Source organism: Schaalia dentiphila ATCC 17982 (genome assembly GCF_000154225.1).
GTDB lineage: Bacteria > Actinomycetota > Actinomycetes > Actinomycetales > Actinomycetaceae > Pauljensenia > Pauljensenia dentiphila.
Genome location: NZ_DS264586.1, coordinates 964300 through 981912 on the forward strand (window position 1 = coordinate 964300; position 17613 = coordinate 981912).

General features: G+C 66.3%; 17 protein-coding genes. 3 read left to right on the plus strand and 14 right to left on the minus strand.

Going from position 1 to position 17613, the window contains the following annotated elements:
* Positions 1–9: 9 nt before the first annotated feature.
* Positions 10–864 (plus strand): VanZ family protein, encoded by an 855-nt coding sequence (locus ACTODO_RS04090; RefSeq protein WP_003791740.1) that lies wholly within the window; start codon positions 10–12, stop codon positions 862–864.
* Between the two features lie 4 nt (positions 865–868).
* On the opposite strand, the gene ACTODO_RS04095 is transcribed toward ACTODO_RS04090, so the two are convergent.
* The 13 genes from ACTODO_RS04095 to ACTODO_RS04155 all read right to left on the minus strand — a co-directional run bounded on the left by ACTODO_RS04095 (position 869) and on the right by ACTODO_RS04155 (position 14640).
* Positions 869–1510 carry a response regulator transcription factor gene (locus ACTODO_RS04095; RefSeq protein WP_003791741.1) on the minus strand — a complete coding sequence of 214 codons (642 nt, stop codon included), beginning with the start codon at positions 1508–1510 and terminating at the stop codon, positions 869–871.
* 74 nt (positions 1511–1584) lie between these two features.
* Complete coding sequence (locus ACTODO_RS04100) at positions 1585–2688, minus strand: sensor histidine kinase (RefSeq protein WP_003791743.1); 1104 nt, start codon at positions 2686–2688, stop codon at positions 1585–1587.
* A 9-nt stretch (positions 2689–2697) separates the two neighbouring features.
* Complete coding sequence (locus ACTODO_RS04105) at positions 2698–3486, minus strand: ABC transporter permease (RefSeq protein ID WP_003791744.1); 789 nt, start codon at positions 3484–3486, stop codon at positions 2698–2700.
* A gap of 104 nt (positions 3487–3590) precedes the next feature.
* Positions 3591–4313: an ABC transporter ATP-binding protein gene (locus tag ACTODO_RS04110; RefSeq protein ID WP_003791747.1), complete on the minus strand. Its 723-nt coding sequence runs from the start codon at positions 4311–4313 to the stop codon at positions 3591–3593.
* Positions 4314–5182: 869 nt separating this feature from the next.
* Positions 5183–7096, minus strand: a complete 1914-nt coding sequence (locus ACTODO_RS04115; protein WP_003791750.1) for a dipeptide ABC transporter ATP-binding protein — start codon at positions 7094–7096, stop codon at positions 5183–5185.
* Entirely contained in the window at positions 7093–8061 is a 969-nt protein-coding gene (locus tag ACTODO_RS04120; RefSeq protein ID WP_003791753.1) for an ABC transporter permease, read from the minus strand. Before ACTODO_RS04120 ends, ACTODO_RS04115 begins: the two co-directional genes overlap by 4 nt.
* Positions 8054–8980 carry an ABC transporter permease gene (locus tag ACTODO_RS04125; protein ID WP_003791755.1) on the minus strand — a complete coding sequence of 309 codons (927 nt, stop codon included), beginning with the start codon at positions 8978–8980 and terminating at the stop codon, positions 8054–8056. The genes ACTODO_RS04120 and ACTODO_RS04125 overlap by 8 nt, the downstream gene beginning before the upstream one ends.
* 301 nt (positions 8981–9281) lie before the next feature.
* Positions 9282–10877, minus strand: coding sequence for a peptide ABC transporter substrate-binding protein (locus ACTODO_RS04130; RefSeq protein WP_003791757.1), 1596 nt, complete (start codon positions 10875–10877; stop codon positions 9282–9284).
* A 260-nt stretch (positions 10878–11137) separates the two neighbouring features.
* Entirely contained in the window at positions 11138–12055 is a 918-nt protein-coding gene (locus tag ACTODO_RS04135) for an ABC transporter substrate-binding protein (protein ID WP_003791759.1), read from the minus strand.
* Entirely contained in the window at positions 12052–12747 is a 696-nt protein-coding gene (locus tag ACTODO_RS04140) for an ABC transporter permease (protein ID WP_034512027.1), read from the minus strand. The genes ACTODO_RS04135 and ACTODO_RS04140 overlap by 4 nt, the downstream gene beginning before the upstream one ends.
* Positions 12744–13382, minus strand: coding sequence for an ABC transporter permease (locus ACTODO_RS04145; protein ID WP_003791764.1), 639 nt, complete (start codon positions 13380–13382; stop codon positions 12744–12746). The genes ACTODO_RS04140 and ACTODO_RS04145 overlap by 4 nt, the downstream gene beginning before the upstream one ends.
* Positions 13379–14206 (minus strand): ABC transporter ATP-binding protein, encoded by an 828-nt coding sequence (locus ACTODO_RS04150; protein ID WP_003791766.1) that lies wholly within the window; start codon positions 14204–14206, stop codon positions 13379–13381. The genes ACTODO_RS04145 and ACTODO_RS04150 overlap by 4 nt, the downstream gene beginning before the upstream one ends.
* On the minus strand, positions 14203–14640 hold the full coding sequence (locus ACTODO_RS04155) for a MarR family winged helix-turn-helix transcriptional regulator (RefSeq protein ID WP_034512031.1): 438 nt from the start codon (positions 14638–14640) through the stop codon (positions 14203–14205). Before ACTODO_RS04155 ends, ACTODO_RS04150 begins: the two co-directional genes overlap by 4 nt.
* A 265-nt stretch (positions 14641–14905) precedes the next feature.
* Between ACTODO_RS04155 and ACTODO_RS04160 the strand changes: the two genes are divergently transcribed.
* Together ACTODO_RS04160 and ACTODO_RS10870 are read left to right on the plus strand one after the other, a co-directional pair.
* Positions 14906–15610 carry an ion transporter gene (locus ACTODO_RS04160; protein WP_034512036.1) on the plus strand — a complete coding sequence of 235 codons (705 nt, stop codon included), beginning with the start codon at positions 14906–14908 and terminating at the stop codon, positions 15608–15610.
* Positions 15611–15758: 148 nt separating this feature from the next.
* The gene (locus tag ACTODO_RS10870; protein WP_165478138.1) at positions 15759–15905 is read left to right on the plus strand and encodes a hypothetical protein; all 147 of its coding nucleotides are present in this window, start codon (positions 15759–15761) and stop codon (positions 15903–15905) included.
* Between the two features lie 205 nt (positions 15906–16110).
* Here ACTODO_RS10870 and ACTODO_RS04165 read toward each other — a convergent pair whose 3' ends face one another.
* Positions 16111–17484, minus strand: a complete 1374-nt coding sequence (locus ACTODO_RS04165) for a uracil-xanthine permease family protein (RefSeq protein ID WP_003791773.1) — start codon at positions 17482–17484, stop codon at positions 16111–16113.
* Positions 17485–17613: the final 129 nt, after the last annotated feature.

Below are 17613 nucleotides of genomic sequence, written 5' to 3' on the forward strand. Positions count from 1 at the left end.
AGGGGTGACATGTACACGGCAATTAACTGGGCGCTTGATCTGGGCCTTTACGTCACTGTCTGCACGATCACGTGCGCGCTGTGGTGGTGGTTCGGGCGCCGATCTGAACCCAGTGTCACTGCGGGGCGTGCCGAGGCCTCGACCGACTCCGTTCAGAGCGCCGGGCAGGTGAGCCGTGCGCGCCTGACCGTCGTTCAAGCATTGCCGCTCATCTATCGTCGCTCGAAACAGACGAGTGCGCTCCTGCCTCGCGAGGAGAACCCGGACACCCCGACGACGGCAGAGATTCCCGCGGTCGCGGTCCCCGCCTCGTCGAAGTGGAGGCTCCCGCGCGCCCTGCCTCTCGCCTGGATTCTGTACGTGGCAGGCCTGCTGATTTTCACGCTGCTGCCACTGCCCTCCGACCCGGTGGCTGCGTGTGCCGCGATCATCCACTGGGATAACTACACGCCGTTCGGATCGTTCGTGGCTGTCGCCGACCAGTTCCGCGACGGCGAGAGTCTGCGTGGCACCCTGTACGCGCTGTCGATCCTGCTGAACATCGCGCTGTTTGTGCCCCTGGGGTCCCTCGTGGAGACCACGTGGCGCATCCGCCGCGTGCGGCGTGCCCCCGAGGGTGCGCCCGCCGACGGATCTCGCCTGGCTCGCTCGATCCCGCACCGCCGCGTCCTGGCGTGGGTGGTGATCGGCTGTGCCGTCTCCTGCCTCATCGAGCTGACCCAGTACACGGGCCTGTTCGGCGTCGTGCCCTGCACCTACCGGGTCGTCGACATCGATGACGTCATTATGAACACGCTGGGCACCTACGCGGGCGTGCGCCTGCTGCCCTTCATGGCACGCAACTCGCGCTTCATGGGCGCGTAGGTGGTTACAGCCAGCCGGCGGCGCGGGCCAGGAACGCGGCCTCGGCGCGGGTGCGCGCGTCCATCTTCAGCATCGACGACGACACGTGGTTGCGCACCGTCCCCTGGCTGAGCCCCAGCGAGTGGGCGATGTCCGCGATGGTGCCGCCGCCCTCGACCTCGCGCAAAACGTCGGCCTCGCGGTCCGTCAGGGGCGAGGAGCCCGCCGACAGCGCCTCGAGGGCCAGGCTCTGGTCGATCGCGCGGCCCCCCGCAGCCACCGTGCGCACTCCGTCGGCCAGGGCTTCGACCGGCGCATCCTTGACCATGAAGCCCGTAGCGCCTGCATCGAGGGCGCGCTGTAGGTATCCCGGGCGCCCGAATGTCGTCACGATGAGCACGCGCACCCCCGGGAAACGTGAGCGAATTGCCTGCGTGGCCGTGATGCCGTCCATGCGGGGCATCTCGATGTCGATGATGGCAACGTCGACGGGGGTGCCCCTGCGGGCCGGGTCGTCCGCTGATGCCACGCGCGCCAGCTCCTCGAGGGCCTGCGCGCCATCGGCGGCCTGCGCGACGACCTTGATGTCGCGCTCCAGGTCCAGCAGCCCCGCCAGGGCACCGCGAATCATCGCCTGATCGTCGGCCACGAGTACCCGAATCGTCACGTCACCCTCCTGTCTGCGCTTGGGGTACCAGGCTAGCGCAGATCAGAGGATCATCTCTCGGGTGTGCCCGCCCCTCAGGACGAGCGAGCGTCGGGTTCGGAGCCGAAGGACAGCGCGAGCGTCCACGTGGAGCCCGACGCGCCCCAGGTGAGCGTGCCCTCGTCGCCGACCAGCTCGGACAGGCCCGCCAGGCCCGACCCTGATCCCGCGCTCGACGCGGCGTAGGCGGCTGAGTAACCGTCGTTGGTGACGGTCACGCCGCCGGGGGAGAGGCGGATGCGGACCCACGAGGGGTGCGCGTGCATGATCGCGTTCGTGACGCCCTCACGGATCACGTGAGCCGCCGCAGCCGAACGAGGACCCGACGGCGGCTCTCCCTCGTTCGTGATGTCGGCGTCGATGCGCGCGACCTCCAGGAGGGCACGGGCCTCCTCAAGCTCCTCGACGGGCGACAGGGCCCGCGTAGCCGCCACGATGCGGCGGACGTCAGCCAAGGCCTCGTTCGACTGAGCCGTGACCGCGCGCAGCTGCTCGCGCGCCTCCTCCACGCGACCCGCCTCCAGGAGACGAGCCGCCAGCTCGGACACCATCGTGATCCCCGTCAGCGAGTGCCCGAGGATGTCGTGCAGGTCCGTGCTCAGGCGCGCACGCTCGGCGGCCTTCGCGCGCTGAATCGCGTCCTGGCGGCGCAGGCGCTCACGGGCCGAGCGTTCCATGCCCCAACGGGCAACCCCCACGAAGCCGATGAGGAGGGCCAGGTACCAGATCATCCACAGTGGCTCTCCCTCGGCATAAGCGGCCACGCCCGCAATGGCGACGATCGGCACGACGCCCGAGGGGACGAAGCGAATTGGCGCCTGGAAAATCCATGCGACCAGCAGATACGACGTCAGCATGAATGCGTACGGGAAACCGACAGCGGTCGCGTAGACGAGGTAGATGGCCGTCGCCGCCGCCAGCGCCGCGTGTGAGAGGATGAATGGCCTCGTGAAAGAGTTGCGTGCGGGAAGGGGATTGGTCAGCCACACCGCCGAGTTAGCGGCCGCGAGGAGGGCGCACAGCCCGATGATGCCCGCGCGCTGGGCGGTATCCGTCAACTCCAGGGCGTAGGCCAGGGGGAAGCCCATGAACAGCATCCACGGGGCCGCCCACGCCAGGGAGATCAAGCGCTCCTTCATGGCAACAGCCTATCGACCCGTGTCGTGGGACGCACCCCACCAGGCGATGCCGGCCGTGATGACCGCCCACCCGGCGATGTTGAGCCACGCGGCGGTCGGCATCGTCACGGTTCCGGCGACGGCGTAGATCGCCTGGACGGAGCCGTACAGAGGTGTGAAGGGCGCGATCTGTGCGACGAAAGGCGGCAGCTGGTCTAGCGGGATGAACATGCCGGACACGAACGCGCCCATCAGCATGACGAACGCGGAGGCGCTGTAGGCGTTCTCACCCTTGATCGTGTATCCGCAGGCCAGGCCGATGAGCGCACCCAGGGCCGACAGGGCGACGACGACCGCGGCGCTGGCCGCCCACGCGCCCGCGGTCATCTGTGCGCCCGTGGCCAGGCCAAAGCTGAAGGTGATGAGTGTGATAAACGCGCTCAGCGCCACGAGGGCCGTGAGGCGCACGAGGAGGATCACCCACGGCTGGATGGGGGTCAGCGCGTACATGCGCGAGATGCCGGTCGTGCGCTCGACGGACAGCGTCGCGCCGAGCGAGCCTCCGACCAGGATGACGCCGTAGGTGGTCATCATCGCGATCATCGCGGCAGCCAGGTTTCCGCGCCCGGTCTGGGTCGTGCGCGCAACATCGGTCATGCCGAACATCGCGTACATGAACATGGGGAGCAGCAGGGCAAACGCCATGTTCCACGGGTTGAGGATGTGGGACAGGAAAGTTGCGCGCCACAGCTTGCCCGCTCCGGTGAAGGGGGAGGGAATCGGTCGGTCGGTGGCTCGTGCGGGTGCCTGGGTGGTCATGATGCCTTCTTCGTGTGTCGTGTCTGCGTTCGTGGGGCGTGGGCCTCGGCGTTGGCCTCGGGACGAGGCTGGGGACGGCTCATCGGGGTGGGCGTTCGTCGCGCTCACTCGGCGTCGGTGTGGGAGGTGATGCGCTCGAAGACGTCTTCGAGGTCCTCGTTGTCGGCGACGACCTGCTCGGTGGGAGCGTCCAGGAGGACCTTCCCGGCGTCAATGATCACGATGCGGTCGGCGTCCTTGCGGGCCTCGGTCAGGTAGTGCGTGGCGAAGAGGAGCGTGCGGCCCTCCGCGGCCTCGGCGCGCATCGTCTCCCAGAAGGCGCGGCGGGCCAGCGCATCCATGCCGGCGGTCGGCTCGTCGAGGATCAGGAATTCCGGGTTGCCGGCCAGTGCGAGGGCGAGGCGCACGCGCTGGCGCTCGCCTCCGGAAAGCTTGTCGAGGGGGCGCTTGGCGAGCTTGGTGAGGTTCGTGCGTTCGAGGAGCTCGTCGGTGGGGATCGGGTTGGCGTGCATTGCGGCGACCAGGTCGATCGTGTTGCGGACCTTCCCGTTGCGCGGCATCGATCCGTTCTGAAGCATCGCGCTCACGAGGGAGCGGCGCACGGCCTCGCGCGGGCTCATGCCGTAGACGCTGATGTCGCCCTGCGTGGGGGTGGCCAGGCCGAGGACGATGTCCAGGAAAGTGCTCTTGCCCGCGCCGTTGACGCCGAGGAGTGCCACGATCTCGCCGGGCATGAGGGTCAGGTTCACGCCGCGTAGCGCGTCGACGTGGCCGAAAGACTTGTGAATGTTTGTCGCCTGGAGGGCGGGCGTTGCTTCTGCGTTCATGGCTCCCAGTCTGCGCCCGTATTAATGGTCCCGGAAGTGCTCTTTGATGCAGGTGGTGCCGTGACAAATGTCAGGGGTGGCGCGTGGGGTGGTCTGTTGTCCGGGGCCCGCTCACCGTCGCATGTCACTCCGCCGTCAGCCAGTGAATGAGTTGTGCGGGAGTGGTGTCCTGACCTGAAAGTCGCATGCAATTCCCCCAAGCGTGTTTTCTGAGATGCTCGGAAACGTTGGAATTGCAGCGGCGCTATTACAATGTGTGAAAGGTTTATAGGGAAATTGCGTGCGACATTGCTTCGGTTGGTGGCTGTTGTCGTTGGCGCGCCCGTCACCACGCACGTGGGCCCGGCTTGTGTAGCGTGGGCCCGATACCTCGCACGTGGGCCCGATACCTCGCACGTTAACCCGATGATATGCGCGTGGGCGGCGCAGCCCAGGCGCATGTCTAGGGGTTTATGTGCGCGTCTAAGGGGTGACGCGCAGGTTCAAGGGCCCACGTGCGAACAACACACGATGACTAAGACCGAAACCACGACAGCGCAGACCCATTCAGCCAAAACAGGCCAGTTTCAGTGTTTTTCGCCCAATGGGTCTGCACTTTGGCGGCCAAACCCCGTCAAGTCGCGAACTTGCCGTCACGAATCGGGGGAATTACGCCATCCAAGGCTCCGACACGCCGGCGACACGCCGTAAGAGGGCTTCGCATGGCGCAAAAAACCCTTTGCTGCCGGTGTGGAGAGCAGCGGAGGCGTCGGTGGGACTGGTTGCGGCGCCCGGAACACCCGTGGGGCCGCAAGCAACCTGGCCCGCGCACAGCGAGGGGCCCGAGGCGCCGCAGCGCCTCGGGCCCCACACTCGCGTGTGTCAGTTGCTCACAGGTTGAGCTGGATGTTGCGGCCGGGGACGGCCTCGATCAGCTCGCGCGTGTAGTCCTGGACCGGGTTGTTGAACAGCTCGTCCGTCGAGTTGGCCTCGACGAGCTTGCCCTTCTCCATGACGATCACGTCGTCGGCGATCTGGCGGACAACGGCCAGGTCGTGCGTGATGAACAGGTAGGACAGGCCCAGCTGTGCCTGCAGGTCGTTGAGCAGGTACAGGATCTGGTTCTGCACCAGCACGTCGAGGGCGGACACGGCCTCGTCCAGGACGATGACCTCCGGGTTGAGCGCGAGGGCGCGGGCCACGGCCACGCGCTGGCGCTGGCCGCCAGAGAGCTCGTTCGGGTAGCGGCGCATGGCGCTACGCGGCAGGGCCACCATGTCGAGCAGCTCGGAAGCGCGCGCGATGCGCAGCTTCTTCGGGTTGAACTCGCCTTTCTCGGCGGCGGTCAGCGAACGCTTCGCGTCGGCGGCCTCGACGAGGACGCGCATCCACTCTTCGGGCTCGCGGCCCGTGGCCTCGGCGCGCTTAATCTCGGCGCGCGCGTACTCCAGGGAGCCGTATCCGTGGATCTTCAGCGGCTCTTCGATCAGGCGGTAGATCGAGTACATGGGATCCAGGGAGCCGTAGGGGTTCTGGAAGACGGCCTGGAGGCGGCGGCGCAGGCGGAAGAGTTCCGCTTCGCTCATCTGCGAGGTGTCCTCGCCGTCGAAGTAGACTTTGCCCTTGGTGGGCTTGAGGAGCTGGAGCACCATGTTCGCGGCGGTGGATTTGCCGGAGCCGGACTCGCCGACGACCGCAAGGGTCGTGCCTCGGCGCAGCTCGAAGGAAACGTCATCGACGGCCAGGAAGGTGTCGTTGCCCTTCTTGGCACCGCGGATGTCGAATTCCTTCGTGAGGTTCTCCACGCGGATGATGGCGTCCGTGGAGGTCGCACCCTTGCCGGCACCGACGAGCTCGTCGTCGGTGACCGCGATTCCCCGCTTGTGGGCGGACTCGATCCGCGCCGAGGCCAGGGAGGGCGCGGCGGACACGAGGCGCTTCGTGTAGGGGTGCTGGGGGTGCTGGAGGATCTCGAGGGCGGGGCCGGACTCGACGATGCGGCCGCGGTGCATGACGACGAGCTGCTCGGCGCGCTCGGCGGCCAGGCCGAGGTCGTGCGTAATGAACAGCACGGCGGTGCCCATCTCGGCGGTGAGCTTGCCGAGGTGGTCGAGGATGCGGCGCTGGACGGTGACGTCCAGAGCGGAGGTCGGCTCGTCGGCGATCAGCAGCTTGGGGTGCGCGGCCATGCCGATGGCGATAAGCGCGCGCTGGCGCATGCCGCCGGAGAACTCGTGGGGGAACTGCTTGGCGCGGCGTTCCGCGTCGGGCAGGCCGGCTTCCTCGAGAAGGGCGGTGACGCGCTGTCCGACCTCGGAGCGGGGTACGACCTCGTTCGCGATGAGGGCTTCCTTGACCTGCTTGCCCACGCGGAGCACGGGGTTGAGGTTGCTCATCGGGTCCTGGGGGACGAGGCCGATGCTGGATCCGCGCAGCTCCACCCACTCACTGGTGGTCAGGTGGGTGATGTCGCGCCCGTCAAACTCGATCTTTCCGCCCGCGACCTTGCCGGTGCCCGGCAGCAGGCCGATGACGGCGGCGGCGGTCGTGGACTTACCGGAGCCGGACTCGCCGACGATGGCGACGGTCTGGCCGGGGTAGATCGTCAGATTCGCGCCGCGCACGGCGGGGACGACGCCGGTCGAGGAGGTGAAAGTGACCTCCAGGTCCGTGATCTTGAGCAGGGGCTGCGCGTCGTCCGGGTGAATGTCGGACGAGGCCGGGGCCGTGCCGGCGGCGACGGCTCGTTCGACGATCTCTTCCATCTCCTTGTCGGAGAGCTGGGGGGTGTTCGTTTCGCTCACTTGCGTGCCTTCGGGTCGAGGGCTTCGCGCACGGCGTCGCCCATCATGATGAAGCTGAGGACGGTCAGGGCCAGGGCCGCGCCCGGGTAGAACAGGACCATCGGGTTGGTGCGCAGGGACGTCTGAGCGGACGAGATGTCAGCGCCCCAGGAGACGACCGACGTCGGCAGGCCGATGCCCATGAAGGACAGGGAGGCCTCGGACACGATGAAGGTGCCCAGCGCGACGGTCGCGTACACGATGATGGGGGCCATCGAGTTGGGGATGATGTGGCTCAGGAGGATGCGTGCGCGGGATGCGCCGGTCGCGCGGGCCGCCGTCACGAATTCTTCGTTCTTGGCGGAGAGGACCGAGCCGCGGGTGATACGCGCGATGGAGGTCCAGCCGAACATGGACAGGACGATGACGACCATGGCGATGGAGCGCGAGCCCTTGAACATCTGCATGAACACGATCGCTGCGAGGAGCAGCGGGATCGCGAAGAACACGTCGGTGATGCGTGAGAGCAGAGCGTCGAACCAGCCGCCGAAGTAGCCGGCCAGGGCGCCGATGGTGCCGCCGATCAGCACGACGGCAAGGGTCGTGAGGATGCCGACGGACACGGATGCGCGGGCACCGTAGACGACGCGGGCGTAGATGTCGCAGCCCTGTTTGTCAAAGCCGAAGGGGTGTCCGGCGGAGGGGCCGGCGAGAGACGAGGAGAGTTCGCAGAACTTCGGGTCTGTCGCGGTAAAGAGCGAGGGGAAGAGCGCGAGGAGCGCGGCGAGCGCGATGATGAACGCGGCGATCCAGAAGGTCGGGCGGCGGCGCAGGCGCTTCCAGGCCTCGCCCCACATGGACGAGGGCGCGCCCTCGTCGGCGACCGCGTCGACGGCACCGAGGCCGGTCTCGTCGATGTCGGAGACGTAGTGGTCCTGGCCCGCGCGGGTGCGGGTGATGTTGGCGGAAGGAATCTGGTCACTCATAGCGGATCCTCGGGTCGAGCACGGCGTACAGGAGGTCGACGATCAGGTTCGCGATGATGTAGACCAGCACGAGCACTGTTGTCACCGACACGACGGTCTGGGGTTCGCCCTTGATAATGGCGTTCCACAGGGTGCCGCCGACGCCGTGGATGTTGAAGATGCCCTCGGTGATGATCGCGCCGCCCATGAGGGCGCCGAGGTCGCCGCCGATGAAGGTGGCGACGGGGATGAGGGAGTTGCGCAGGATGTGGCGCGTCATGACGACGCCGCCGGAGAGGCCCTTGGCGCGCGCGGTGCGCACGTAGTCCGCGGAGACGTTCTCGGAGACGGACTGGCGGGTCAGTCGGATGACGTAGGCCAGGGACACGCCGCCGAGCACCATGGCTGGCATGGTGAGGCTCTTGAGGTCGACGGAGGCCGAGGCCGTGGTCGGAAGGATCGCGAGCTGAACACCCAGGACGTACTGGAGGACGAAGCCCAGAACGAAGGTGGGGACGGAGATCAGCAGCAGGGAGACCACGAGGATCGTGGAGTCGAACCACTTGCCGCGGCGCATGCCCGCGACGACGCCCAGGCCGATGCCGAGGATGGTTTCGATGGCGAGCGCGTAGATGGCGAGCCTCGCGGTCGTCGGGAAGGCGGTCGCCATGATGGACGTAACCTTCTGGCCGTTGAACGCGGTGCCGAAGTCGAGGGTGAAGACTCCCTTAAGGTACAGCAGGTACTGCATCCAGAAGGGCTTGTCCAGGTTGTACTGGGCGCGGATCTGCGCGGCGGCGGCCTCGGAGAGGCCGCGGTCGCCGCCGAGTGCGGCGACGGGGTCACCTGGCATCAGGTAGACCATCGCGAAGATCAGAAAGGTGGCTCCGAAGAAGACCGGGATGGTCTGGAGGAGTCGCCGTCCGATGTAGCGGAGCATGGACAATCCTTTAGTGTTCGTGTCGTGGGAGGGGAGGTTCCGATCCCTGGCGGAGCCTCGCAGGCGAGGCCGACTATGGTCTCATCATAGGGTAAAGAATGGGCAAATGGCGCATCAGTCTCTCAATTTGTATGCCGTATCAATCCCGTGATGCTGTTTTGAGATGAAAGTGTGTGCCGCGTCAATGCGGGTGTGCGGTGCGTCGCTGAGCTGCGTGGATGTGTTTGCGGCTGTCGAGAAGACGCCCGCGGGGCGGGCGGCTTGTGCCGCCCGCCCCGCGGGAGAGGTTAACCTCGTGCGATCACTTCTTGGTGACCTTGTACAGCACGGGCTGGCCCTTCCAGTCGAACTGGACGTTGTCGACGCTCTTCGACCAACCGCCGCTGACGTTGGGGTACCACAGCGGGACGGCCGGCAGGTCCTGGAACAGGATCGTCTGGGCCTTCTGGAGGGTCTTGACGGCGTCCGCGGTGGTGGTGGCGGAGGACGCCTGGATCATCAGGGAGTCGAACTCGCTGTTGGAGTAGTCGCCCTTGTTGGCGTCGGCGCCGGTGGCGAACTGGGGCTGCAGGAAGTTGTACAGCGCCGGGTAGTCGCCCTGCCAGCCGTTACGGAACGCGCCGGTCATCTCGCGCTTGTCCTCGGCATCGAGCAGCGACTTGAAGTCGGCGAAGGGGTTGCCTTCAGCGTCGATGCCCAGGGTGTTCTTGATGGAGTTGGCGGTCGCGTCGACCCATTCCTTGTGGCCACCGTCAGAGTTGTAGGCGATGGTGAAGGTGCCGTCCCACGGGGAGATGGCGTCGGCCTGTGCCCACAGTTCCTTGGCCTTGTTGGGGTTGTAGGTCAGGACATCGTTGCCGGCGATGTTGGCGTCGTAGCCCTCGAGGGTCGGGGCCGTGAAGTCCTTGGCGGGGGTACGGGTGCCGTTGAAGATGGTCTTCGTGATGGTGTCACGATCGACGGCCAGGGAGATGGCCTGGCGGCGCAGGCGGCCTTCCTCACCGGAGAAGTGGGGCAGGTACTGCGGGATCGTGAAGTACTGGACGCCAGCGTAGGGCTGGTTCACGGTGCGGCCGGGCAGCTCGGATTCGAAGGTGGCGAACACGGAGGCCGGAACACTCTCAAGGACGTCCAGGGAGTCGGAGGACAGGTCCTGGTAGGCGGCGTCTAGGCTCGTGTAGAACACGAAGGTGACGCCGTCGTTCTTGGCCTTGGTGTCGCCCACGTAGTGCTCGTTGGGGACGGTCGCGAACTTGACGTTGTGCTCCCACGCGTCGGCGGAGGCCATCTTGTAGGGGCCGTTGCCCACGGGGGCCTGGCCGCCTGCTTCAGGGTTCTCCAGGGTCGAGTCCGGAAGCGGCGCGTAGGCGACGTAACCCAGGCGCGACATGAAGTCCGAGGTGGGGTTCTTCAGCTTCGCGGTGAAGGTGTAGTCGTCAACCTCGGTCAGGCCGGTGATCTCACCGTTGCCCTCGTCGTCGGTGCCTTCGAAGATGTTGAAGAAGGCAGCCTGCTGCTGGTTCTTGGAGGTGATGAGGTTCCAGGCCTTGATGAAGTTGTGGGCCTGGACGGGGGTGCCGTCGGAGAACTTGCGGTCGTTGTGGAGCTTGATGGTCCACTCGGATGCGTCTTCGTTGGGCTCGATGGACTCGGCAACGTCAAGGACGGCGGTGCCGTCGGCCTCGTAGCGGACGAGCTGGCTAAACAGGACGGTCAGGATCTTGCCGCCGCCGTTCTCGTTGGTCAGACCCGGCAGGAGCGGGTTCTGCGGCTCGGAGCCGTTGGCGGTGATGACCTTGTCGCCGGAGCCGGACGACGTGGTGCCGCCGCCGGCGCAGGCGGTCAGAGCGAGCGCGGCAGCCGCGGGGATGACGAGCCATGCCTTCTTCAGGTTCATGGATTCTTCCTCCTGGTTGATGGGTGGAACTGAGGCGGTGCCCTCAGGTATGGTCCGAGATTAACCCGTGCCGCGTGGAATTCATGAAAGATGTCCATCATGTGCGCATTACATTTTGGTTACAAACGTAAAAAGTAGGTCAAATCATGGTGTGGGTCACATAATAGTGGGACTGTTGTGACGAAGTATTCATGCGACGAGGCCGGGGCTGAGCGTGCGGACACACCCGGCCCCGGCCTCGTCGAGTTGATACGTGGGAATTAGGAGAGCAAACCCTCGGAAATAAGCCACTCGCGGGCGATCTGCGAGGCGGACTTCTGGTCCACCGTCGACGCCCGGTTCATCTCCACCAGGTCCTGAGCGTCCATCGCGGCGCTCACCCGATTGATGACCGCGGCGGCCTCATCGCCGACGCGTGACGAGGCCAGGGGTACCACGTGCGAGGCCAGGAACAGGCCCTTCGGGTCATCCAAGACTTTCAGCGTCCCGTCAGCCAGCGCCGGGTCCGAGGAGTAGATGTTTGCCAGCTGGATGTCGCCGTCCTTCAGCGCCTTGACGGTGAGCGGGCCGCCCGAGTCCTCAATCGGAGTGAACCCGACGGTCACGCCGTAGGTCTGCGACAGTCCCGTCGGACCGTAGGGCCGCGTCTGCAACTCCGAGTTGCCACCCAGGGTGAGCGTGCCCGCGCTCGCGAGGTCGCCGATTGAGGTCAGCGAATGCGCGGCTGCGAAATCTGCCGTCACCACGTAGGAATCCTGGTCGGTCGCAGGTGCCTGCTCGAGGGCGCGCAGGCCCGAGGGGAGCGCGGTCTGCAGAGCTGCGTAGACCTCGTCCGTGGATCGCGCGGTCGCGTCAGCATCCAGGTACTGCAGCAGGTTGCCCGTGTACTCGGGGAACACGTCGATCGCGCCGGCCTCGATCTCGGGCATGTAGACCTCGCGCTGGCCGATCCGCAGCTGGCGGTCGACCGTGAATCCCGCCCCTTCGAGGGCCTGGGCGTACGCCTCTGCGATGATCTCGTTGGAGTAGTAGTCCTGCGACCCCACGATGAGCGTCGTCGAGCCGTTCTCCGAACCCCCGGTGCTCGTGTTGCCGCCGACCGACTCTGCCGAACCGCAGGCGGCCAGGGCCAGGGCGGAAGCCGCGACGGCAGCCATTGTGATCATCGTGCGTTTCATAGTGACTCCTTGAGTGAGTTGTTCTCGTTGTCTGAGTAAGAATGTGTGCGGGCGCGTAGGCGCCGGGCGATGAGCGCCAGGAGTGCGTCGGTCACCAGCGCGAGGGCGACGACGACAATCGCACCGCCGATCATCTCCGCGTAGTCGCGGGTCTTGAGCCCCTCGTAGAGGAAACGTCCGAGGCCGTAGTTCGCCGTGTAGGCCGCCAGTGTCGTCGTCGCGATCACCTGGAGGGTTGCCGAGCGGACCCCTGCCGCGACGAGGCCGGCCGCGTGCGGGGCCTCCACCTGCGCGAGGACCTGTTTTTCAGTGAGCCCAATTGCTCGCGCAGCGTCCACAGTCGCGCGCGGCGTCGAGGCGATGCCCGAGTAGGTTGCCGACAGGAGCGGCGGGATCGCCAGAACGAGGAGCGCGAGCGTGGGTGCCGCAAGCCCGATACCCAGCCACAGGCCGGCCAGCGTCAGCACGCCGAGCGTTGGGATCGCCCGAGCCGCGCCCGTCGCGCTCACGAGCCATCGGCCCCTGCCTGTATGTCCGATCCAGGTGCCCAGCGGCAGCGCGATGAGGGCTGCGAGCGCCACGATCAGGAGTGTGAGGCCCAAGTGCTCGGTGGCCCTCACGAGGATCCCGGACTCGCCCAGCCAGTGGGCGGGGATAGCCAACCATTTCAGGGCGTCAAGGAGAATGTTCATGCCCGCCCCCTTCTCATCCACGGAGTGAGGGCCCAGCCGATTCCCTGGATCAGCGCATCGACGACGAGCGCAAGGAGAACCGTCGCAACCAAGCCGGCCACGACCTCGGCGATGAGTCCGCGCTGAAAGCCGTCAGTGAACAGCGTGCCCAGCGAGCGCACTCCGATGAACGCGCCTACTGTCACGAGCGATACCGTCGACGTGGCGACTACGCGCGTGCCCGCGACGATGACGGGTGTCGCCAGGGGAAGCTCCACCTCGACGAAACGTCGAAAGAGGGGATAGCCGCACGCGTTCGCTGCTTGCAGGGTCGCGCGCGGGATCGCGCGGAAACCCTCCGCGGCCTGGCGCACTAGCACCGCCACGCCGTACAGCGTCAGGACGATGATCATGTTGATGGGAGAGCGTAGCGCCACCCCGACGATCACCGGAATGACAATCAGAAGGGGAAGCGACGGCACCGCGTACAGCGCCGACAGGATGGACAGGACCCAGCCGCCGCAGCGTGAAAACGCCGCCCAGCGCGCGATCGGCACGGAAATCAGCACCGACAGTGCGATCGCTGGCAGCGCGATCCACAGGTGAGCAAGAGTCAGGGAGCCAATGAGCCCCCAGTTCGAGGACAGCCAGGTCACGGGCGCTCCCCGGCCTCGTCGGTCGTCAGCGTGCCCACGGGGGTGCCGGCGTCGTCGACGACCAGGCCGCCCGGCCCTGCGATGCGCACCGGGCGCGCGGCACGCGAGGCGCCCACGAACTCCGCGACGAAGGGCGAGGCGGGAGAGGAGAGCAGCTCGGTGGGTGTCCCCACCTGCTCGACGCGGCCACCCGTCGAGAGGACGGCGACCTGGTCGCCCAGCGTGAACGCCTCGTCCACGTCGTGCGTCACGAAGAGGATCGTCGTGCCCAGGGCCCGCTGGATCTCCTTTAGCTCACGCTGCAGCTCCGCGCGCACGATCGGATCCAGCGCGCCAAAGGGCTCGTCCATCAGCAGGATGTCCGCGCGATTGGCGAGCGCCCGGGCCACGCCCACGCGCTGACGCTGGCCGCCCGACAGCTGGGCGGGGTAGCGATCAGCCATCTCGCGATCCAGGCCCACCAGCTCGAGGAGCTCGAGCGCGCGCTCGCGGGAGGCCTGCTTCGTGGCGCCCTCCAGGCGCGGGACGGTCGCGATATTGTCGGCAATGCTTCGGTGGGGGAAGAGGCCGCCCTCCTGCAGGACATAGCCGATCGAGCGGCGCAGGCCCACGGGGTCCTCGCCTGCGACGTCCTGGTCTCGTACGAATACCCTGCCCGAGGTTGGGGTGACCATCGCGTTCACCATCCGCATGAGCGTCGTCTTGCCGCAGCCCGAGGTGCCCAGGAAGACGGTCGTCGACCCCTGCTCGACGGTGAGGGAAAAGTCTTCGACGGCGCGTGTGCCGCCCGGGTAGGTCTTGGAGACGTGGTCGAAGCGAATCATGCGCGCTCCTTGGCGGCCTGGGCGATGAGTGCGAGGCCGCGCGTCAGCTCCTCGCGCTGGGCTGTGGAGAGTGAGGCGAAGAGGCGCTCCTGCTCCTTCTCGACGATCATGCAGGCCTCCTCGAGGTGTGCCAGGCCCTGCTCTGTCACCGTCAGGATGGTCGCGCGCCGGTCGTGCTCGCACGGGGTGCGGTGCAGCAGCCCGTCGCGGTGGAGGCGATCCACGAGGCGCGAGGCCGCTCCCAGGGTGATGCCCTGGCTCGCTGCGACCTCCTGAATGCGGCACGCGGGGGTGTCGCGGACTGTGCGCAGGACGAGTAAGCGGCCGAGTGTCAGCGCGTTGCCCGCCTCGGAAAGTGCGGATTCGACTGCGTTCCACGCGCCCATTTCCGTGTGAATCAGCGCTGTGAATAGCGAGGGTGCACATGTTGCCATGTCCACTACCTTACACGTAAATAGTTAACACGTATGGTTCTTGTTAGCGGAAGTTTGTGCGTCGGCGGATGACATATGTGTAAGTCTGAGTCGTGAGTGTCAGCGGGAATCTGGCTGTGCGTCGGTCCTGCCAAAGCAGTTCAAGCCCAGTGCTACAGTGCGTTGTGGAGGCAGAGGCGTGATCGTGTTCTCGCTTCGAGCCTCGGCGGATGTGAGGCGGCGCGCTTGCGGAGCGGCACGTGCGTCTCGAGGAAGGACGATGCGGATGCGGGAACGGCTCTACTCCCTGGTGAACGGCGACGAGGGGGAGGCGACGTGGTGCGGTCGCGTGATGACCGTGCTCATCGTGGCCAGCCTCGTTCCCCTGTGCTTCAAGGACAGCAATCCCGCGCTCGAGGCAATCGAGTATGCGTGCGTCGTCGTGTTCATCCTCGATTACCTCGCCCGATGGGTGACGGCCGACCTCAAGCTGGGCAAGGGGGCACTGTCCTTCGTCATCTACCCCTTCACCCCCATGGCCATCATCGACCTCCTGTCGATACTGCCCGTCTTCCTCGCCCTCAACGACGCGCTGCGCACCCTGCGAGTGCTCCGCCTGTTCCGGGCGGCGCGGGCATTCAAGCTCATTCGCTACTCCAGGAGCGCCTCTGCCATCTCCGCTGTGTTCGAGAAACAGCGGCAGGCCCTGCTCGCCGTCCTCTGTTTCGCCATCGCCTACATCCTCGTGAGCGCCCTCGTCGTCTTCAACGTCGAGCCGGAAACCTTCAACACCTTCTTCGATGCCGTCTACTGGGCGGTCGTCTCCCTGACGACCGTCGGCTACGGCGACCTCTACCCCTCCTCCGACGTGGGGCGCGCTATCGCCATGATCTCCTCGCTCATGGGCGTCGCCGTCGTCGCCCTGCCCTCGGGCATTATCACGGCGGGCATGCTCGACGAGCTGCGCCGCGACGACGATGAGGATGACTGATTGTGCGGGGTTTCCCCGCGTCCTTGCGGCGCCTGTGAGGCAAAACTCGTGAGGTCTTTTACAATCGGGCCGCAGTGTCCGTGTTGATCTGCGCTTGTCGAGAGTAGTTTGGAGTGCATTCAGTCGACCGTTTGCGAAAGATACCCCTGTGCTGATCCTCGGAATGATCGCGGCCCTCCTGGCCGCCGCCCTCCTGCTCTTCGTTACCTCCCCCAACAAGCGTTCCGCCGCGATCAAGCAGGGGTTCCTGCCTCTCATCGTTGTCGCTGCTCTCGGAGTCAGCGCCCTCCTCTGAACACTCGCACGTAGTTCTCATCCGGTCACTTTGTGGGTGAGCCTATAAACCTTGGAATTCCAGGCATTGTGTTGATGAGATGTGTCAGGTGCCCGGGGAATGACGTGCGGAATTCAGAGAGATAAACGAGGCCGGGGCTCGACCCACCCCTCACCGTGCGGTGAGCGAGTGGTCGAGCCCCGGCCTCGTCTATGAATGCGTCAGATCAGGCGTCAGCCTGCGGCGCGGGGGAGCGATGGCGCTTCGAGTACGCCTCGCCCTCCAGCTCCGAACCCGACGGCGCGGACGCGGGCGTTGCCGCCTCCAGGTTCGTGCCGCGCAGCTTCGAGATCAGGCGCATGCCGTGGTAGATCAGCAGAGCGGCGGCTGTGCCCAGCGCGATGCCGCCGAAGGTCATGTCGCCGACAACCCACGTGAAGTTCGCGATCGCGACGATGAGGGAGACCGCGGCGGTGTTCAGGTTCACCGGGTTGGAGAAATCCACGCGGTTCTGCACCCAGATGCGAACACCCAGCATGCCGATCATGCCGTACAGGACCGTGCCCGCGCCGCCGAGGACGGCGTGGGGGATCGCCTCGATGAGGGCGCCGAACTTCGGCAGCATCGACAGGGCGAGCGCGACGCACGCCGCGACCACGTAGGCTGCTGTCGAGTACACGCGGGTCGCCGCCATGACGCCGATGTTCTCCGCGTAGGTGGTCGTACCCGAACCGCCGCCGCTGCCCGCCAGCATCGTGGAGACGCCGTCCGCCATGAGCGCGCGGCCCGTGATGTCGTCCAGGTTCTCGCCCGTCATCGCGGACACGGACTTCACGTGGCCGACGTTCTCGGCGACCAGGACGAACACGACCGGCAGGAACAGGCCCAGGGTCGAGAAGGAGAAGGCGGGGGTGTGGAACTCGGGGAAGCCGAACCAAGCGGCCTTGCCGACGCCGGAGAAGTCGACCTGACCCTGGATGATCGCGGCCACGTAGCCGATCAGCACGCCGATAAGGATCGAGAGGCGGCCGAGGATGCCCTTGAAGAGGACCGTCACGAGGCAGATCGACACGATCGTCACGACTGCGGTGATCGGGCCTTCCTTGACCCAGTCCCACGCAGCGGGCGCCAGGTTGAGGCCGATGAGTGCGACGATCGCGCCCGTCACGACGGGGGGCATGGCAGCGTCAATCCAGCGCACGCCCGCGAAGTGGACGATCAGGCCGACGAGGGCGAGCGCCGCGCCCACCGCAATGATGCCGCCGAGCGCGTAAGGAGCGCCCAGAGATGCTGTCACTGCCTGGATCGGCGCGATCAGCGCGAACGAGGAACCCAGGTACGAGGGCAGACGGCCTGCCGTAATCAGGAAGAACAGCAGGGTGCCGATCGCGGTGAAAAAAAGCGTTGTTGACGGGGGGAAACCTGTCAACAACGGAACGAGGAACGTGGCGCCGCACATTGCGACCACGTGCTGGGCACCAATACCAATAGTGCGAGGCCACGAGAGTCGTTCATTCGGAAGGACGACGTCGCCGGGGTTAATGGACGTGCCGTCACCGTGAAGCTTCCAACGGAACAGCGAGGTCTTCGTTTCGCTCATGAGCGTAAAAATCCGATCAGTTGATGGGCGGGATGGCCGTACCGGTCGGGATACCAGGGTAGCGCGTCCGCCCCCGTCCCCGCAGGTTTTGCCACGCCTAAACCCCTTCAGCGGGCAAAGTGTGGTGCA

Excerpts from the sequence above, each read along its gene's own strand:
- ACTODO_RS04090 (WP_003791740.1), top strand. The coding sequence starts at position 10 with ATGTACACGGCAATTAACTGGGCGCTTGATCTGGGCCTTTACGTCACT.
- ACTODO_RS04100 (WP_003791743.1), bottom strand. The coding sequence starts at position 2,688 with ATGAAGGAGCGCTTGATCTCCCTGGCGTGGGCGGCCCCGTGGATGCTG.
- ACTODO_RS04105 (WP_003791744.1), bottom strand. The coding sequence starts at position 3,486 with ATGACCACCCAGGCACCCGCACGAGCCACCGACCGACCGATTCCCTCC.
- ACTODO_RS04110 (WP_003791747.1), bottom strand. The coding sequence starts at position 4,313 with ATGAACGCAGAAGCAACGCCCGCCCTCCAGGCGACAAACATTCACAAG.
- ACTODO_RS04120 (WP_003791753.1), bottom strand. The coding sequence starts at position 8,061 with ATGAGTGACCAGATTCCTTCCGCCAACATCACCCGCACCCGCGCGGGC.
- ACTODO_RS04125 (WP_003791755.1), bottom strand. The coding sequence starts at position 8,980 with ATGCTCCGCTACATCGGACGGCGACTCCTCCAGACCATCCCGGTCTTC.
- ACTODO_RS04130 (WP_003791757.1), bottom strand. The coding sequence starts at position 10,877 with ATGAACCTGAAGAAGGCATGGCTCGTCATCCCCGCGGCTGCCGCGCTC.
- ACTODO_RS04135 (WP_003791759.1), bottom strand. The coding sequence starts at position 12,055 with ATGAAACGCACGATGATCACAATGGCTGCCGTCGCGGCTTCCGCCCTG.
- ACTODO_RS04140 (WP_034512027.1), bottom strand. The coding sequence starts at position 12,747 with ATGAACATTCTCCTTGACGCCCTGAAATGGTTGGCTATCCCCGCCCAC.
- ACTODO_RS04150 (WP_003791766.1), bottom strand. The coding sequence starts at position 14,206 with ATGATTCGCTTCGACCACGTCTCCAAGACCTACCCGGGCGGCACACGC.
- ACTODO_RS04155 (WP_034512031.1), bottom strand. The coding sequence starts at position 14,640 with ATGGCAACATGTGCACCCTCGCTATTCACAGCGCTGATTCACACGGAA.
- ACTODO_RS04160 (WP_034512036.1), top strand. The coding sequence starts at position 14,906 with ATGCGGGAACGGCTCTACTCCCTGGTGAACGGCGACGAGGGGGAGGCG.
- ACTODO_RS04165 (WP_003791773.1), bottom strand. The coding sequence starts at position 17,484 with ATGAGCGAAACGAAGACCTCGCTGTTCCGTTGGAAGCTTCACGGTGAC.